This is a genomic window from Phycisphaera sp. (genome assembly GCA_025916675.1).
GTDB lineage: Bacteria > Planctomycetota > Phycisphaerae > Phycisphaerales > UBA1924 > JAHCJI01.
Map to the genome: position 1 here is coordinate 3,030,767 of CP098402.1, position 17,076 is coordinate 3,047,842.

A 17,076-nucleotide genomic window follows, 5' to 3' on the forward strand; every position below is an offset into this window, starting at 1 on the left:
GCACTTCGGACAGCAGCTATCGCGCGGCGGCCGCCCGCCGCAACCGCTCGCGGACGGCGTCCCACACCGGGCCCTCGCCCCGGGGCTCGCACACCGCGATGACCGAAGCTCCCGCGCCATCCGCCCCGCGCAAGGCCGCGTACAACTCCCGGGCGTACGCCAAGGCCCCGGCGGGCATCGACACACCAGCACCCGACGAATCGCCCGGCGGCGGCAGCACCACGGCGTGCCCATCTGCCATCGCCGCATCGATCTCATCTCTCGTGCGCACCAGCACCACCCTCGCCCGCGGCTGGTAGTGCGGCCCGATCATCCCCGGGCTGGCAACCGCCCCACCCGCTTCTTCGGTGCCAAGGACCGGAACCGACGCGACCCGCTCCAACGCCCCCGCGCCGATCACGCCCGGCCTGAGCACCCTCAACCCATCATCACCCACCGACACCACGGTCGATTCCAGCCCCACCTCGCACGCCCCGCCGTCGAGCACGAACACCTCGGCGTCGCTCCACACACCACGCACGTGCTCCACCCTCGTCGGCGACACATACCCCGATCGGTTCGCGCTCGGCGCTACCAGCGGCTCCCCAACCGAATCGATGAGCGCCAGCGCCACCGGATGCCGTGGTACCCGCACCGCCACGGTGCCGCCGCCCGCCGTCACGACATCGGGCACCCACTCCGCCCTGGGCAACACCAGCGTCAAAGGCCCGGGCCAGAACGCCCGCGCGAGCGCATCGGCCTCTGCCGGCCACAGCGCACAACACCCGCGCGCCATCTCCAGCGTGCCGGCATGCACGATCAACGGATTGGTCCCCGGCCGGCCCTTCGCAGCAAACACACGCCCGACCGCATCAGCATCCCGCGCGACCGCCGCCAGCCCGTACACCGTCTCGGTGGGCATCACCACCAGCCCGCCCGCGCGCAAGTGCGCCGCCGCGTGGGCGATCGCGTCCATCGCTACTTGCTCGCGTCGGGATCGTACGTGTACGGCCCGAGCCGGCCATCGCCGTAGAGTTCCTCACTCTGCCCCGCGTCGGGCACGATGAACCGGACGCCGTTGCGCTCCAGCGCCGTGCCCATCGCCGCGTGCAGGTTGGCGATGCCGATCATGTAGTCGACCAGCGCGCCGATCTCCGCCTGCTCGGCCGCCGCCAGCCGCTCCTGGGCCTGGAACTCGAGGTTCAGGCGCTCGGGCGTGTTGACCGCGATGGTCTCACGCTGGATGTCGAGCACGCGCACGCGGTTGGCCGCCGCCAAGCGGTTGCTCTGGGCCTGCCCGATGCGCTCGAAGGCCTCCTTGGCCCGACGCAGGCTCGTGCGCACCTCGGCGATCACGCCCTGCACCGTGTTCTGGTACGCGATGGTCGCCTGGTACTGCTGGATGCGCCGCTCGTTGCGCGTCGCTTCCGCCGCCCGGTTGCCGATCGGCAGCTCGAAGTTCAACCCCAGCAGCCAGCTCTGGCGGCTGAAGCCGTACGCGTTCGTGATCGAATCGCCGAACGTGTCGTCCAGGTCACTGATCGCAAACTGCGCCCGAAGGTCGAGCTGGGGCAACAGCCCGTTCTCGGCCACACGCCGGCGGATAGACGTGTTATCCAGGCTCAAGAGCGCTTGATAGATCTCGGGCCGCCGCCGGAGCGCCGACTGGTACGCATCGAACAATCCGTACTCGATAGCCTGGTCCACCGGCCCATCGGCAGGCAGCAGCAGCAACTCGCCGGCCACCGGATACCTCGGATCGCTCATCGCTGTCTTCAGCCGATCGTTGGCCTCGCGCACGGCCGTCTGGCTCTGGATCACCGTCTGGCGGCGCTCTTGCACGCGCGCGTCGGCGTCGGCGACCTCGGCCGGATCGGCATCAACATCGGCGCGGATGCGGATCTCCCGCTGCGTCTCGTTGCCGCGATCGAGCAGCCGTTGCACGATCCGCAGGTTGTGCCTCGCCCGGAAGAGCTCCCAGTACGCCGTCTCGGTCTCGAGCACCGTGTTGATGGCCTGGGCCTTCAGGTTGGCCAGCGAGTCACGCTCAGTGTTGCGCGCCAGCAGCAGCCCCTCGCGCGCCACGTCGGTGCCAAAACCGCGCAGCAAGGGCTGGTCGGCCCGGACCGTCAGCGTGCTCTGCCACGCGGGGTCGGGCGTGAAGGTCAGGTTCGGATTGTCGGTCAGCACGTCGGTGTACTGGAAGTCCTGCTGGATGGTCAGCGTGCCGCCGGTGGCCATCTGTCGCCGCAGGCCCAGCGAGCTCTGCCAGATGTTCCGCTCGTCGCGCGACGGCACGAACGCGCTGGACGAGATCTGCTCGCTCTCGCTGCTGTTGTACTGCGTGGTCGCGAAGAACACCCAATCGAACGCCGCCTCGGCCCGCACCACGCCGGCCTCGGCCACAACGGGGTCGAGCCGCGAGAACTGCAACGCGAAGTTGTGCTCGACCGCAGAGCGGATGGCGCTCTGCAACTCGATCGGAGCCGTGGCCTGCGGCCGGCCCAGCAAATCGGGCCCGAACTCGTCGGGCACGCCCTCATAACTCTCGTAGCCCGCGATCGACCGCACGTCGTCCATGAACCGTCGGTCGATGTCGATCTCGACCGGCGTGCGCTCGAACGTTCGCACGCCCTCGCCGCTGTCGCGCGCCTCGCGCAGCTCGATCATCAGTTGGTCCACGAGCGCCCGCTGCGTCGCGGAACTCCCCCGATCCAAGGGCGAGGCGCACCCCGAGGCCACCAGCAACGCGGCGGCCCCACCCAGCAAGAAACCGGCCCGCCGGGGACCACCGAGGCAACGCGAGCAGGGACGGCTGGCACGATCGATCATCTTGATTCCGCTTTCTCGTTTCAAGTCCGGCTCGCGCGCCGGGAGGGCTGGCAGGGGAGGCTGGCGGGAGGGGTTCGACCGGCGGCACGCCGGCGAGCCTCGAAGGCGCTAAGCCCCTCGCCCGTGGGGAGCCGATGCTAGGAGGCTGGGACCGCCGCCCCAAGCGGTCTATCTTTCTATTGTCAGACCCAGGGATCCGGCGCATCGACGCGTCCGGGCCCGCAAGCACGACGATTTGCCCCCGGGGCCCCGTTCAACGGAGGGAACGATGCTCACCGCACGCCAAAACCCGCTCACAACCATCACCCTGGCCGCCCTGGCCCTGCTGGCCACCATGCTCGCCCCGGGCGCCCAAGCCCAGACCCGCGACGTCGAGCCCTACTTCATCACCATCACGGCCGAGCAGAGCTTCCTCCGCTCGGGCAACCTGCGGAGCTATTACCCCATCGCCACCCTCCGGCCCGGTGCCGTGCTCCGGGTGACCGGCGAGAGCGAGCGCTGGCTCCGGGTGGAGTACCCCAAGGGCGTCCTGGCCCTCGTCAGGGCCGACCACGCCACCCTCGATCAGGCCGAGGGCGTCGTGACGCTCAGCCGCTCTGGTGCCCTCAAGGCCCTCAGCGACACCCGCTACGGCGTCGATGGCTCCTTCCGCGACGTGCAGGGCCCCGACACCCCCGCCACCACCCAGCTCAAGCACCACCGCACCGAGACCAGCAGCCGCGGCTTGGTCTTCTACGTCGTCGACGCCCCCAAGGGTGCCGCCGGCTTCATCGAGGCCGCCCACGCCCGCCGGGCCGTGCCAAGCGAGATCCAGGCCTACCGCGACAGCCTCGCCCAGGAGCCCGGCTCCCAGCCGGCTACCCAGCCCACTCAGGCCGAGGCCGATCCAACCCAGCCCCAGGGCGAGCTGCCGGTCGAGGTTCCAGGCGAGCAAGAGCAGGAAGCCAGGCAGCCCGCCGGCGAAGCCCCGGTGCCCACCGTGATGGAGCCGATGCGCATCGAGCCGGGCCGCACGCCCACGCAAGATGCCCCAGCCATCACCAACCCGACGCCCGAGCAGAACCCCGCACCGGCCGAAATCGAGACGCGTAGCGATCCAGCCCGCCCGGCTGGTGCCCTGGATCGGATGCCCAGCCTTGAGGCGCTCTCGGCGGCCTTCGACGCCGTCCGCCGCCAGGACACCCTTGGCGCCGAGGTCGACGAGCTGGTCGCCGCCTTCGAGCGCGTGCTGGCCAACACCCCCGATTCGGTGGATAACGAGTCCACCCGCGCTTGGCTCCAGCAGCGCCTCACCCTGCTGGACATCCGCAAGCAGCTCCAGAAGAGCCTGCAGGACGTCGCCGCCGCCCAGGCCCGCCTCAAGGAGGGAAACCAGCAGAGCGCCGAGGCCATGGCCAGGCTCGAAGCCTCGGCCATCTACGACTACGTCGGCAAGCTCGAGAAGAGCGCCGTCTACAACGGCAACCGCCTGCCCCTCATGTACCGCCTGGTCTCCATCGGCGAGGGCGTCCCCCGCACCCTGGGCTACATCGAGCCCAAGGAAGGCCTCAACCTCGACCGCAAGCTGGGCGTGCTCGTGGGCGTCAGCGGCGGCGGCAGCCAACGCGCCGACCTTCGCCTGAGCACCATCGACGCCACCAACGTGGTCGTCCTCCGCTCCGAAGAGTCCGAGAAGGTGCAGTACGCCACCGAGCCCGGTGACGAACCCTAACCGATCAAGCATCACCCAAAAGCGAGGCCCGGGCACAAACCCGGGCTTTTTACGTGGTATCACCGCCCTCTCGCGCCATCACGCGGGCAAACCCACACGCCACGCACCCGTGCCGGGCCCGCGCCCGTACACTACTTCCGTGAGCACGCACGCCACATCCGCAGTCCCCGCGACCATGATGGCCGCCGGCCTCTCGTCGCTCGACCGCACCGAGTACGCGGCCGTCCAGGCCTTCGAGCAGGCCGCCGAGCAGTTGCCCGACGGCCCGGCCTCAGCCGATGTGGCGATGGTGTTCTTTTCGAGCGCCCACGCGGGCCAGGCCGGTCTGGTCGCCTCGGCCGCGCGCGCCGCGCTGCCCAACGCCACCATCGTGGGCTGCTCGGCCGAATCGGTCCTGGGCGGCTCGCTCGAGCTCGAAGACCGCCCGGGCATCAGCGTGCTGGCGTGCAGCATGCCGGGCGTCGACGTGCGCGCCTTCCCGCTCACGCGGTTGGGCACCATCGACCCGGCCAACCCCAATCAGGTCGAGCGCGTGCGCGACATCGCGGGCATGACCCACGAGCACCGCGCCACCATCCTGTTCCCCGATCCCTTCGGCCTGCCCTCGGGCCGCACCATCGGGGTGGTTGACAAGGCCGCCCGTTTGGGCTTGGCCGACAACGAACGCCCGGTCACCCTCGGCGGCATGGCCTCGGCCGACAACAACGCGGGCGGCAACGCCTTCCTGCTCGACGGCCAGATCATCCGCGACGGCGGCGTCGGCCTCTCCATCAACGGGCCCGTCACCGTCGACACCGTCGTCAGCCAGGGCTGCCGGCCCATCGGCCCCAACATGGTCGTGACGCAGGGCCAGGGCAACATCGTCAACCGCCTGGGCGGACGCCCGGCCTTCGACGCCGTGCGCGAGGTCATCGCCGACCTGGACGAAGACGACCGCCAGTTGCTCTCGCGCGGCGTGTTCCTGGGTGTCGTGGCCGACGAGCACCGCCGCCACTTCGGGCGCGGCGACTACGTCATCCGCAGCATCATGAGCGCCAACGAGAAAGACGGCTCGATAGCCCTGGGCGACTACGTCCGCCTCGGGCAGACCGTCCGCCTGCACGCCCGCGATGCCAGCACCGCCCACGAGGACCTCGAACTGCTGCTCGACGCCCAGAAACTCCACGAGCACCCCGCCGGCTGCCTGCTCGTGACGTGCAACGGTCGCGGCACGCGGCTGTTCGACGAGCCCAACCACGACGCGGCCACCGTGCGGCGCGCGTTCGAGGCCGTCCGCAAGGGCTCGCCGGCCATCGGATCGGCCCCACGCGGCACGGGGCACCCCATGCCCATCGCCGGCTTCTTCGCCGCCGGCGAGATCGGGCCCATCCAGGGCCGCACGTTCGTGCACGCCCACACGGCCTGCGCCGCGCTGTTCCGCGGCGCGGCGGTCTAATCTCACACATGATCACCCTCGTGTGCGTGCCCATCGCCGTCGACACGCCCGAGCAGGCCCTCGCCGATGCCCAGCACGCGCAACTGGCCGGTGCCGACCTGGTGGAGTTCCGCCTCGACGCCTTCTTCGAGGAAGCCAGCCAGATCGACGCGTGCGTGAAGCTCGTCGCCGATTCTCCGCTGCCCTGCGTCGCGACGTGCCGGCCGAGTTGGGAGGGCGGCGAATACGAGGGCGACGAAGAAACCCGGCTCGCGCTGTTCCAGCGCTTGGCCGAAGCCGAGCACGCGCCGCGGTACATCGACATCGAGCTCGCCACGGAAACCAAGCCGGACATCGGCGACGGCCTTATCCTCAGCACGCATGACTTCGAGGGCCGCCCCTCTAACCTCACGCGCCAGCTGCTCCAGCTCCGCGATTCTTCGGCCACCGTCCACAAGATCGCCTTCCGAGCACGATCCCTTCGCGACAACATCGAACTCTTCGACATCCTGAGCCACCGCGACCGCCCCACCATCGCCCTCGGCATGGGCGCGTATGGGCTCATGAGCCGCGTGCTCGCGCCCAAGTTTGGTGGGTTTCTCACGTTTGCGAGCCTGAAGCCCGAGAGCACCACCGCCCCCGGCCAGCCGACGATCGCCGAATTGCTCAACCTCTATAGGTTCAAGAGCATCACCCGCACCACCAAGGTCTTCGGCATTGTTGGCGATCCCGTCGAGCACTCACGCTCTCCGGCCATGCACAACGCGGGCTTCGAGCGCATCGGCTTCGACGGCGTCTACCTGCCCCTGCCCGTCGCGCCGGGGTACGAGTCGCTCAAGGCCACGCTGACCGAATTGCTCGCCCACGACACGCTCGACCTGACGGGCCTGAGCGTCACCATGCCGCACAAGAAGAGCCTCGTGCGTCTCGCGCGAGAACAAGGCTGGCTGATCGACGACCTCGCCGAACGGTGCGGGGCGGCCAACACGCTCGTGCGCGACGGCGGCACGATCCGCGTGATGAACACCGACGGCCCCGCGGTCGTTGCCTGCCTCACGAACGCGGGTGTTGAGTTGCAAGGGGCCCCGATGCTCGTCCTCGGCGCGGGCGGCATGGCCCAGGCCGCCGCGTTCGCGCTCGCCGAGGCGGGCGCACGGGTTCACATCCACAACCGCACCGCCGAGCGTGCGCGGGAGCTGGCCGCCCGCATCGACGGCGCTACCCACCTCGAATCGCTCGAGAAACCATCGTCGATGCGCGCGATCGTGCAATGCACGCCCCTCGGCATGGCCGGCGGGCCCGCGCCAGGCGAGTCGCCCATCCCCGCCGACGCCCTAAGCGACGCAACGATCGTCGAGACCGTGTACCACCCGCGAGAGACGCCGCTGGTCAGAGCCGCGACCGCGCGGGGCTTGCGTGTGATCGATGGGTTGGACATGCTCGTCACGCAGGCGGCGGCGCAGTTCGAGGCGTTCACCGGAAGCCAAGCGCCGATCGATCTATTCCGAGAGACCGCGCAGGCCGAGTAAGGCTGGAAGTGCCGCTCCTTCCGAGCCGCGGGCGTGAGCACGCGGACCCCTTCCTTCGGGCGATAAGAGGTCCGCGTGCTCACGCCCGCGGCTCGGAAGGAGACTGCATATCCCCCACACCCTCACCATCCGCCCGCACACTCGACGAAATCAACGTCCGAAACGCCTCGGCGATCAGCAACGAATCCCGCTCGGCGGGCACGTGCGCGAACATCAAATCGATCGTACCAAGCTCGCGCGGTGCGTCCCACGCCGGATCATGCACGCGCACCAGCCCATCGACCGAAGCCCCCGCTTCATCGATCGCGACCAGCCTGGCCTCGAACTCGATCGTCGCACCGGGCTGGACCTCAAAGTCCAGTTCGGCCTTGCGCAGCTTGGCCAGCACCACGTCGTCCTTGAACCCGCGCGCGTGGCCGGCCAGCAGGCCGCCGGCCTGGGCCATGCCCTCGATGATGAGGGGTGCCGGCACGACGGGCATCGCGGCCTCCGCTTCGATCGCCGGAAAGTGCTGGTGCAGGTGCGGCTCGCTCAGGCTCACAGCCTTGCACGCGACGAGCCGCTTGCCCGGTTCGAGCGTCAGGATGCGGTCGATCCACAGCCAGCGCACGAGTGTGCCTCAGGCCGCTGCGCCGAGCTTGCGCTCGACGAAGCTGGTCATCGCGTCGACAGTGAATATCTCGCCCACGCGGCTCAGCCTTGGGTCGGCCTCGATGGCATCGATCTCGGCGTGGGGCAGCTTCTCACGAAGGGCGGCCAGCCCGGACTCGGTGAGCGCCCCGTCCTGCACGTAGGTCGCGTCCTGCTGCAGGTTCTCGGGGAACAACTCGCCCTGCTCGATCTTGATGTCGAAGGCCTGCTCGAGGCGGAAGACGATGTCCAGGAAGTCGATCGACTCGGCCCCGAGATCGCCGGTGAGCGTCGCCCGTGGGGTCACCTCGTCCTCGTCGATGCCCAGCACCTCAGCCAGCACTTCCTGAACCCTCGCCTGGATCTCGTCTCGCGTCATAGCGCCTCCGTCGTGCCCATCGTTCGCCCCGGGTGTAGTCCCAAACCATCCCCGCCAAGGGTGTTCGATGCTATGAGGCCCGGGGGTTCCACGCGCCACCAATACGAGCAGGACGAAGCACCAGGCGGCCCGAAATGGCCGTGGGAAGGCCACCCAAGGTGCCAAGATCACACTCAGCCTCGTCGGCCACAAGGCCGGCGACAGCCACCTTGGCTTCCTCAGCCGAGGCCCGAAGTAGCTTTACGTCGCACACCAGCCACTGCCCGGGAGTCAGGAACTTGCTGAAACGCACCGCCCTGGCCGAGCCCAGCACCCACCGCGCGGCACCCTCGACGTGATCACCGAGCAAGATCCGCGAGGCCTGTACCAGGGCCTCGGTCGCCAGCACGCCGGGCAACACGGGCCGCCCAGGAAAGTGATCCCGAAAGAACGGGTCGCCCTGGTCGAGGCGGTGCCGCGTCACCACGCGCTCGGGCTCATGCAGCAGGATGTCATCGACGAAGGCGTACCAGTCCACGGGCAAGCGTAGTGTTTTGTTCGCACCGCGTCCCGATCGAACCACCATGCCACCCATCCATGACGACGCCATCTGCCTCCGCCACAGCGAGTGGAGCGAGACCAGCCAGCACGCCACGCTGCTGTGCAAAGAGCACGGGCTCATCCGAGGGCTGGCGCGGGGCTCCCGCCGCGAGCGGTCGGCCTACTCGGGCGGCTTCGAGCTTCTGGCGCGTGGCCACGTGGTCTTCTACGAGAAGGCCACCCGCGAGCTGGCCAACATCACCGCCTGGGACCTGACCCACACGCAAGGCCAGCTCCGCAAGGACCTGCCCAGCCTCTGGCGGGCAATGTTCGCCGTCGACCTGATGCAACGCGCCCTACCGGTCCGAGAACCCCACCCGCGCAGCTTCGATCAGCTAGCCGAGTTGCTCGGCCAGGATGCCATCGGGATGGAGCACCTCACTGGGTACCAGTGGGCCCTGCTCGACGAAGCGGGCCACAAGCCCGAACTCGACACCACCGCGCCGATCGGCCCCCAAACCGTGGTCTACTTCCTGCCCGAGGCCGGCCGCTTCGAGACCGACAAGCCCGCCGGCATCGGGCCGGCCTGGCCGGTGCGCGGCCGGACGCTGGCGGCGTTGCGGTCGATAACCGAAAGCCAACGTCCGCAAACCGAGGCCAGCGAAGATACATGGACCCGATCGGCGGCCTTCCTGTGCGCGTACTGGATGTGGGTGCTCGGCAGGCCGATACCAGCAGCGGGAGCCGTATTCGGCGACCGCATCGAACTGGGTGAGTAAGGACACTCGCCCGGGTCGGCCATACAGAGACCCGGCCGACCGCCTGAGGACACGCGACCATGGACGCCTGCGCCATCGAGGAAATCCTCTCGTGCGAATCGCTGCCGTCGCTACCGGCGACGGCCGTGCGTGTCCTCGAACTCAGCCAGGATCCCGACAGCACCGTCAACGAACTCGCCGAGACTATCCGCTTCGACCAAGGCCTCTCGGCCAAGATCCTCAAGACCGTCAACTCCAGCTTCTTTGGTCTGCGCACCAAGTGCGCCACCATCGACAAGGCACTCGTCGTGCTGGGCTTACGCGAGCTGCGCAATCTCGCGCTGGGATTCTCCCTCGTGCCCGCCATGGAAGCCGCCTATACCGAAGGCTTCGATCCGATCGATTACTGGCGCCGCGGCATCTACTCGGCAGTTGCCTCCAAGATCATCGCCCAGCGCGTCGCGCGTGAGGTTGCCGACGAGGCATTCCTCGGTGGGCTCCTCCAGGACATCGGCATCATGGCGATGCTCCAGGCCCTGGGCGACCCGTACGAAGAGGTACTCCTGACCGCGGCAACGGACCACCGCCGCCTGGCGGCCGCCGAGCTACGCGCCTTTGACATGCAGCACCCCGAGGTGGGCGCGCTGCTCGCACGTAAGTGGCAGCTCCCCGATGAGTTAAGCGTGCCGATCCGCTTCCACGAGCGCCCCACCGCGGCCCCGAACGAGCTCAAGGAAGTCGTGAGCTGCGTGGCGCTGGGCAACTCCGTCCACCAGTGCCTGACCTACGACGACAAGGCAGCCTGTTTTAGCCGGCTCTATGATCAGGCTTCGCGGTTCTTCGGCATCGACAACGCGACCTGCGACGAGATCCTCAAGGAGACCGCCACGGCGGCCAAGGAGGTCTCGCGCCTGTTCGAGCTCGACACGGGCGACAGCGTCGACGCCGACGCGCTTCTCAAGAAGGCCCAAGAGCTGCAATCCGAGCCGGCCACCGAGCAGGACAACCTCAACCACGGCTCGGTCTCGGCGGTCATCCGCGACGGCGATCTTGTCGACCCGATCACCGGCGTGATGACCCGCCTAGCCATCGAACGCCACCTCGAAGCCGCCTACGAAGAAAGCAAGACCGAACGCACGCCGGTCAGCATCGCGATTATTCGCCTCGACGGCTTTGCCAAACTCATCGAAAATGAAGGCCTCGAAGCGGGTGACGTTGCCGCCATCGACATCACCGAATCCCTCGAAGAAATCTGCGAGGGCCTCGAGAACGGCCAGCTGGGCAGCTTCGACGACGCCACGGTGATCCTGCTCTGCACCTCACCGCTGCCCACCCTCACGACGGCTGTCTCCGCGTGGCGAGACTCGTACAAGGGCCCGAAGCGTCAGACCACGAGCGCCGGACTCACCGGTTGCGAGGGAGCGACCTACGACGTCTTCACCAAGCCCAAGCAACTGTTGGCCATCGCCTACCGCGCGATGGAAGCCGCCGAGAAGGCCGGCGGAGACGCGCTGCGCACCTTCGAGCCGGGCAAAGACAAGCGCGCCGCCTGAGCGCTCTCTTCCACCAATTCACGCCGGCTTGAGCACACCTTGCGTCGTGGGTTTCAGCGGGTACTGCCGCGCGACCTCGCGCAAATCGTCCAGCGTCACCGAGCGCACCTGCTCCAATTCCTCTTCGAGTGGCAGGTAATCACCCAGCAACGTCCACCGCGCTCCCAGCCGCTGCATGCGATCCGAAGGCCGCTCGCCCCCCACTGTTACCCCCGTCGCCGCCTTGGCGCGCAAACGCTCCAGGTCGTCCTCGCCCAGCTCATCGACCACCTTCGCAAGCTCCCCCGCGATGACTTCCTCGATCTGCCCGAGTTTGTCGGGATCGCCGCTGGCGTACACGATGAACTCGCCCGCACCGTCCTGGCCCATGTACGACGCGGCCGCCTCGTCGGCCAGTCCGGGCTCGACCAGCGCCCAATGCAGGCGGCTGTTGCCGGGCGCGCCGAGCACCTGCGAGAGCAACCGTGCCGCGTGCCGCAGCTCGTCCTGCAAAGGTGGCGCGGGCCACAGCGCGATGGTGTATCCACGGGACACGCTCTCACGCTCGAGCTCAAAACGCCCACCGCCGCTCTCGGGCGCGGGCCCACGCGGCGGCGGATCGCCGTGCGTCCAGGGCTCGTCCAATCCTTCGAGCACACCAGCCACCTCGTCCATGTCGAGCGCGCCGGCGAGCGCAACAACCGTCGCCTCGGCCGTGTATCGCCCGTTGAAATAGTCGCGCATCGTCGACACAGGGATGCCCGCAATGATCTCCTTGGTGCCCAGCACGCGATGCCCGAGCGCGTGCCCCTTGTAGTGTCGCTCGCTGGCCGCCTCGAGCAACACCCAGAACGGGTTGTCGTCGTACATCGCGATCTCTTCGAGGATCACGCCCCGCTCGGTCTCGAAGTCGTCCTCGCGCAGCGCGGGCCGCATCATCCTGCCCAGCAGCTTCGCGGCTTCGGGCAGCGCCCCGGGCAGCGTGTGCGCGTAGAAGCACGTCAGCTCGCTGGACGTGTACGCGTTGTTGCTCGCGCCAAGGTCGTCCATCGCGGTATTCAATGCTTCGGCGGTCAGGTCCTTGGTGCCCTTGAACATCATGTGCTCGAGGAAGTGGCTCACGCCCATCGCCTCGGCCGGCTCGTCTCGCGCCCCCGTGCGCACGAAGAAGCCCGCCGCCGCGCTGTGGGCCGCGGGGTCCACCTCGCCGATCAAACGGATGCCGTTGCTCAACACGCGTTCTTGGAATGAGATCGCCATGCGCCAGTCTAGCTCACGATGCGGCCATCTTTCCCGGCTTCGCCCGGCCCATCGCCTCGACCACTTCGCGCGTCGCGGCCTCGGGGTCTTCAGCACCACACACCGCGGCGCACACCGCGACCCCCGTGCAGCCCCGGCCCACCATCTCGCCGGCGTTCTCAGCATCGATGCCGCTGATCGCCAGATGTCCAAGCCCGCCAGCCAAAGGGTCGGCCACCACGGCCTCGATCAAGGCTGGCCCACTCAGGCTGTCCTTGGGCTTTGTGCCCGAGGGGAACATGGGCCCGAGCCCCAGATAATCCGCCCCATCCCGTGCAGCCTGCCGAGCCTGCTCCAGCGTGGAGCACGAGACACCCACGAGCAGCCGCTCACCCGCCAGCTTCCGAACCTCGGCCACGCCAAGATCGCCTTGGCCCCCGTGAACGCCCGCCGCCCCCGAGAGCAACGCGATATCCGGCCGATCGTTGATCACTACCGCCACGCCGTGCGGGCGAGCGATCTCAACCAAACGCTTGGCCCGCACAAGCAACTCACGATCATCCAGCCCCTTCTCGCGAAGCTGCAAGCACCCGGCCCCACCCCGGCACGCCGCCTCGGCCACGTCTTCCCAGGGCAAGCGGCACAATCCGGCCGTGATCAGCACGCACACCGGCCACCGAGGCATGCCCCCACCCCCAAGCGCCAGCACCAGCCGTTTCTGGATCTCGTACGCCTCGTACCGGGCCGCCTCAAACACCAGAGCATCCAGCCCGAGCACCTTGGCAATCTCCTCGCAGGCACGCAGCGCCTCAGTTACACGATTCCCCGCAGCGAGAGCCAGGGCCCCCGCGTTGGCTCGCCTGGCCTCCATCTCCGTAGAAATCGTTGTCCCCACATCGCCCGGCGTATCCCGCCACGCCACCAGCCGCTGCGGACCAACCGCCGAAGCCGAAGCCCGGATCACGTGCCTGGCATCCTTCGCCCGCCGAACCAGGTCGGCACCATCGAGCAGGAAGCGCGCGAGATCCTCGAGCGTGCGCAGGCCCTCGCACGCCCGGTTCACGTTCGCATCAAACATCCGCTCCAGGGCAGCCATGACCAATGGTAGAGATCGACGATGCAGGAGCAGCTCTCAGGCCTTTTCCCCATTGCCGATTGCCGATTGTCATCCCAGCAAATAAAAAGAGCCCCCGATGTTTTACCATCGGGGGCTCAAGTACGGCGATGACCTACTTTCCCGCAGTGCAGTATCATCGGCGGCCAGGGCTTAACTGCTGTGTTCGGGATGGGAACAGGTGTGACCCCTGACCTATGGTCGCCGAAAATGCACGAGCAGCCTTTCGGCCACCCGGCACTAGATCTTGCCTAAGCAAGTCCGGCCGGATCAAACGTCTACTGGCGTCATCGAGGTGAATCGATGACAGACGGAAGACCGTGTTCACTGAACGAATTCAGCTAAAACAGCGATATTCCTGGTTGATACTTCGAAGCACTCGAGCGAGTGCTGATGCCACGATTCCAAAATCTGGGAATCGCGGCGATGGGTTGGTGCGATCAAGCTTTCGACCGTTAGTACCACTCAGCTGAGGATATTTCTACCCTTACACCTGTGGCCTATCAACCTTGTAGTCTACAAGGGGTCTCACGCTAATGCGACCAGGCCTCATCTCGAGGGGGGCTTCCCGCTTAGATGCTTTCAGCGGTTATCCCTGCCACACGTAGCTACCCAGCGATGGCCCGAGCGGGCCAACTGGATCACCAGGGGTGTGTCCATCCTAATCCTCTCGTACTAAGGATGACTCCTCTCAAGCCTGGAACGCCCACGACAGATAGGGACCGACCTGGCTCACGCCGGTCTGAACCCAGCTCGCGTACCGCTTTAATAGGCGAACAGCCTAACCCTTGGGACCGCCTTCAGCCCCAGGATGCGATGAGCCGACATCGAGGTGCCAAACCGCTCCGCCGCTATGGACGCTCGGGAGCGATCAGCCTGTTATCCCCGGGGTACCTTTTATCCGATGAGCTACGGCCCTTCCACACGGGACCGCAGGATCACTAAGGCCTACTTTCGTAACTGCTCGGCCCGTCGGCCTCGCAGTAAAGCTGGCTTGTGCCTTTACACTCGATGCGCGGTTTCCATCCGCGCTGAGCCAACCTTATGCGCTCCTCCGTTACTCTTTAGGAGGAGACCGCCCCAGTCAAACTGACAAGCACTCACTGTCCCCCGCCCAGCTTCATGGGAATCGGGGTTAGGCCACAAACAAACAAAGGGTGGTATTTCACCAATGGCTCCACCAACGCCTAAACGCCGGCTTCAAAGCCTCCCACCTATCCTACGCAATGATCGCTCGTGACCAATAAAAGCCTACAGTAAAGGTCCACGGGGTCTTTCCGTCTTGCCGCGGGTAGGCGGCATCTTCACCGCCACTACTATTTCACCGAGTCGGTTGTGGAGACAGTGCCCAAGTCGTTACACTATTCATGCGCGTCGGAACTTACCCGACAAGGAACTTCGCTACCTTAGGACCGTCATAGTTACGGCCGCCATTGACCGGTGCTTGGGTCGCGAGCTTCGCCGAAGCTAACCCACTTCCGTGACATTCCGGCATTGGGCAAGTGTCACTCTGTATACATCCTCTTGCGAGTTAGCACAGAGCTGTGTTTTTGGTAAACAGTCGCTAGGGCCTTTTCTCTGCGCCCTCCCTTACGGGTAGGGCCCCCTTATTGCGAACGTACGGGGTAATTTTGCCGAGTTCCTTCACAACCGTTCTCTCGAGCGCCTGAGGTTCTTCACCCCACCTACCTGTGTCGGTTTTGGTACGGGCCCGTTAGTGACATAGCTTTTCTAGGAACCGATTCCACCCCCAACGGCCTTGCGGCCTACCAATCTGATAAGGCAGAGGGTTTTCTCGATCCGCACTATGTCCGGGGTGCTGGAATATTAACCAGCTGTCCATCGACTACGCCTTTCGGCCTCGCCTTAGGTCCCGACTGACCCTGGGAGGATTTACCTTCCCCAGGAAACCTTAGGTTTTCGGCGAGCAGGATTCTCACCTGCTTTATCGTTACTCAAGCTCGGATATTCACTTCCTGACGCTCCACCAACCCTTCCGGATTGGCTTCAACGCCGACAGGAACGCTCTCCTACCACACTTGCGTGTCCGCGGCTTCGGCTCGATGCTTATCCCCAATCATTCTCGGCGCCGGACTCCTCGACCAGTGAGCTATTACGCACTCTTTAAATGGTGGCTGCTTCTAAGCCAACATCCTGGCTGTCAGGGCAATCCGACTTCCTTCCTAACTGAGCATCGATTTGGGACCTTAGCCGGCGGTCTGGATTGTTCTCCTCTTGACGACGGATATTGTCACTCGCCGTCTATCTCCCGAGGCTTGGGCATTGGTATTCGGAGTTTGGTTGGATGGGGTACCCGTGAGGGCCCACCATCCATCCAGTAGCTCTACCCCCAATGCTTGCATCTCGAGGCTAACCCTAAAGTTATTTCGGAGAGAACGAGCTATTTCCCGGTTTGATTAGACTTTAACTCCTCCCCACAGCTCATCCCAATTCTTTTCAACGAATACGGGTTCGGGCCTCCAGAGGGTCTTACCCCTCCTTCACCCTGGCCATGGGTAGATCACACGGGTTTCGCGTCTAGCCCCAGCGACTGCACGCCCTATTCAGACTCGCTTTCGCTCCGCCTCCGGCCCGATAGGCCTTAGGCTCGCCACTGAGGCTAACTCCCGAGCTCATTATGCAAAAAGCACGCGGTCACCCCGAAGGGCTCCCACCGCTTGTAAGCGCACGGTTTCAGGTGCTATTTCACTCCCCTAATAGGGGTGCTTTTCATCGTTCAGTCACCTTACTGGTCCACTATCGGTCGTCAAGGAGTACTTAGCCTTGGAGGGTGGACCCCCCATGTTCACGCCGGGTTTCACGAGCCCGACGCTACTCTATGGCTAAACGGCTACCTACAGGGCTTTCACCTTCTTCGGCCACGCATTCCAACGTGTTCACTTTGCCTTATCCGCTTTCGCTCGCCGCTACTTACGGAGTCTCGGTTGATTTCCTTTCCTCCAGGTACTTAGATGTTTCAGTTCCCTGGGTTCGCTCCACACACCTATGCATTCAGTGTGCAGTACTCTGTAAACAGAGTGGGTTTCCCCATTCGGAAATCCATAGATCACAGCTCGGTTACCAGCTCCCTATGGCTTATCGCAGGTTCCAACGTCCTTCATCGCCTCTTGACGCCAAGACATCCACCGTGCGCCCTTAGTCGCTTGATCACACCAACCTGTCGCCACGATATGACTCCAGATTGGCTCAAACGCACCTTATTATTCTCACATGTGATTGATCTGTCTTGCGACGGATCGCACACTGGCCAGGCCTCGGACTTGCGTCCTCCGCCTGGCGGCGCTCGCTCGATTCTTCTTGCTACCCGCCAGCCCCACACGCCACAACACACCGTTTCAAACTCCGCTTCACGGTTGCCCGATCGGCGTTGCCTTCCACCGTGCCCATGTGTGCGGGACGACGTTTTGATCCGTGCCGGT

At 65.9% G+C, this 17,076-nt stretch carries 12 protein-coding genes and 2 rRNA genes; 5 read left to right on the plus strand and 9 right to left on the minus strand.

From position 1 onward, the window contains the following. Window positions 1-16: 16 nt before the first annotated feature. Both NCW75_12895 and NCW75_12900 read right to left on the minus strand, forming a co-directional pair. Window positions 17-955 carry an L-threonylcarbamoyladenylate synthase gene (locus tag NCW75_12895; GenBank protein UYV12185.1) on the minus strand — a complete coding sequence of 313 codons (939 nt, stop codon included), beginning with the start codon at window positions 953-955 and terminating at the stop codon, window positions 17-19. 2 nt (window positions 956-957) lie between these two features. Further along, window positions 958-2,811, minus strand: coding sequence for a TolC family protein (locus NCW75_12900; protein UYV12186.1), 1,854 nt, complete (start codon window positions 2,809-2,811; stop codon window positions 958-960). 268 nt (window positions 2,812-3,079) lie between these two features. On the opposite strand from NCW75_12900, the gene NCW75_12905 reads away from it, so the two are divergent. The 3 genes from NCW75_12905 to aroD all read left to right on the plus strand — a co-directional run bounded on the left by NCW75_12905 (window position 3,080) and on the right by aroD (window position 7,465). Further along, complete coding sequence (locus tag NCW75_12905) at window positions 3,080-4,522, plus strand: hypothetical protein (GenBank protein ID UYV12187.1); 1,443 nt, start codon at window positions 3,080-3,082, stop codon at window positions 4,520-4,522. Between the two features lie 139 nt (window positions 4,523-4,661). After that, on the plus strand, window positions 4,662-5,957 hold the full coding sequence (locus tag NCW75_12910; protein ID UYV12188.1) for an FIST C-terminal domain-containing protein: 1,296 nt from the start codon (window positions 4,662-4,664) through the stop codon (window positions 5,955-5,957). A gap of 8 nt (window positions 5,958-5,965) precedes the next feature. Further along, the gene (aroD, locus tag NCW75_12915; GenBank protein ID UYV12189.1) at window positions 5,966-7,465 is read left to right on the plus strand and encodes a type I 3-dehydroquinate dehydratase; all 1,500 of its coding nucleotides are present in this window, start codon (window positions 5,966-5,968) and stop codon (window positions 7,463-7,465) included. Between the two features lie 79 nt (window positions 7,466-7,544). On the opposite strand, the gene NCW75_12920 is transcribed toward aroD, so the two are convergent. From NCW75_12920 to NCW75_12930, 3 genes are all read right to left on the minus strand, one after another. Beyond that, window positions 7,545-8,075, minus strand: a complete 531-nt coding sequence (locus tag NCW75_12920) for a hypothetical protein (GenBank protein UYV12190.1) — start codon at window positions 8,073-8,075, stop codon at window positions 7,545-7,547. A 9-nt stretch (window positions 8,076-8,084) separates the two neighbouring features. Beyond that, window positions 8,085-8,474: a phosphopantetheine-binding protein gene (locus NCW75_12925; protein UYV12191.1), complete on the minus strand. Its 390-nt coding sequence runs from the start codon at window positions 8,472-8,474 to the stop codon at window positions 8,085-8,087. Between the two features lie 70 nt (window positions 8,475-8,544). Then, a complete protein-coding gene (locus NCW75_12930) occupies window positions 8,545-8,991 on the minus strand; it encodes a hypothetical protein (GenBank protein UYV12192.1) in 447 nt (148 codons plus the stop codon). Window positions 8,992-9,037: 46 nt separating this feature from the next. On the opposite strand from NCW75_12930, the gene recO reads away from it, so the two are divergent. After that, a complete protein-coding gene (gene recO / locus NCW75_12935) occupies window positions 9,038-9,772 on the plus strand; it encodes a DNA repair protein RecO (protein ID UYV12193.1) in 735 nt (244 codons plus the stop codon). Between the two features lie 59 nt (window positions 9,773-9,831). Continuing rightward, the gene (locus tag NCW75_12940) at window positions 9,832-11,304 is read left to right on the plus strand and encodes an HDOD domain-containing protein (protein ID UYV12194.1); all 1,473 of its coding nucleotides are present in this window, start codon (window positions 9,832-9,834) and stop codon (window positions 11,302-11,304) included. An 18-nt stretch (window positions 11,305-11,322) separates the two neighbouring features. Here the strand turns inward: NCW75_12940 and NCW75_12945 are convergent, their stop codons facing one another. From NCW75_12945 to NCW75_12960, 4 genes are all read right to left on the minus strand, one after another. Beyond that, on the minus strand, window positions 11,323-12,543 hold the full coding sequence (locus tag NCW75_12945; protein ID UYV12195.1) for an insulinase family protein: 1,221 nt from the start codon (window positions 12,541-12,543) through the stop codon (window positions 11,323-11,325). 13 nt (window positions 12,544-12,556) lie between these two features. Then, window positions 12,557-13,618: a thiamine phosphate synthase gene (gene thiE, locus NCW75_12950; protein UYV12196.1), complete on the minus strand. Its 1,062-nt coding sequence runs from the start codon at window positions 13,616-13,618 to the stop codon at window positions 12,557-12,559. 120 nt (window positions 13,619-13,738) lie between these two features. After that, window positions 13,739-13,845, minus strand: a 5S ribosomal RNA gene (gene rrf, locus NCW75_12955). Between the two features lie 227 nt (window positions 13,846-14,072). Continuing rightward, window positions 14,073-16,806: ribosomal RNA gene (locus tag NCW75_12960) — 23S ribosomal RNA — on the minus strand. Window positions 16,807-17,076: the final 270 nt, after the last annotated feature.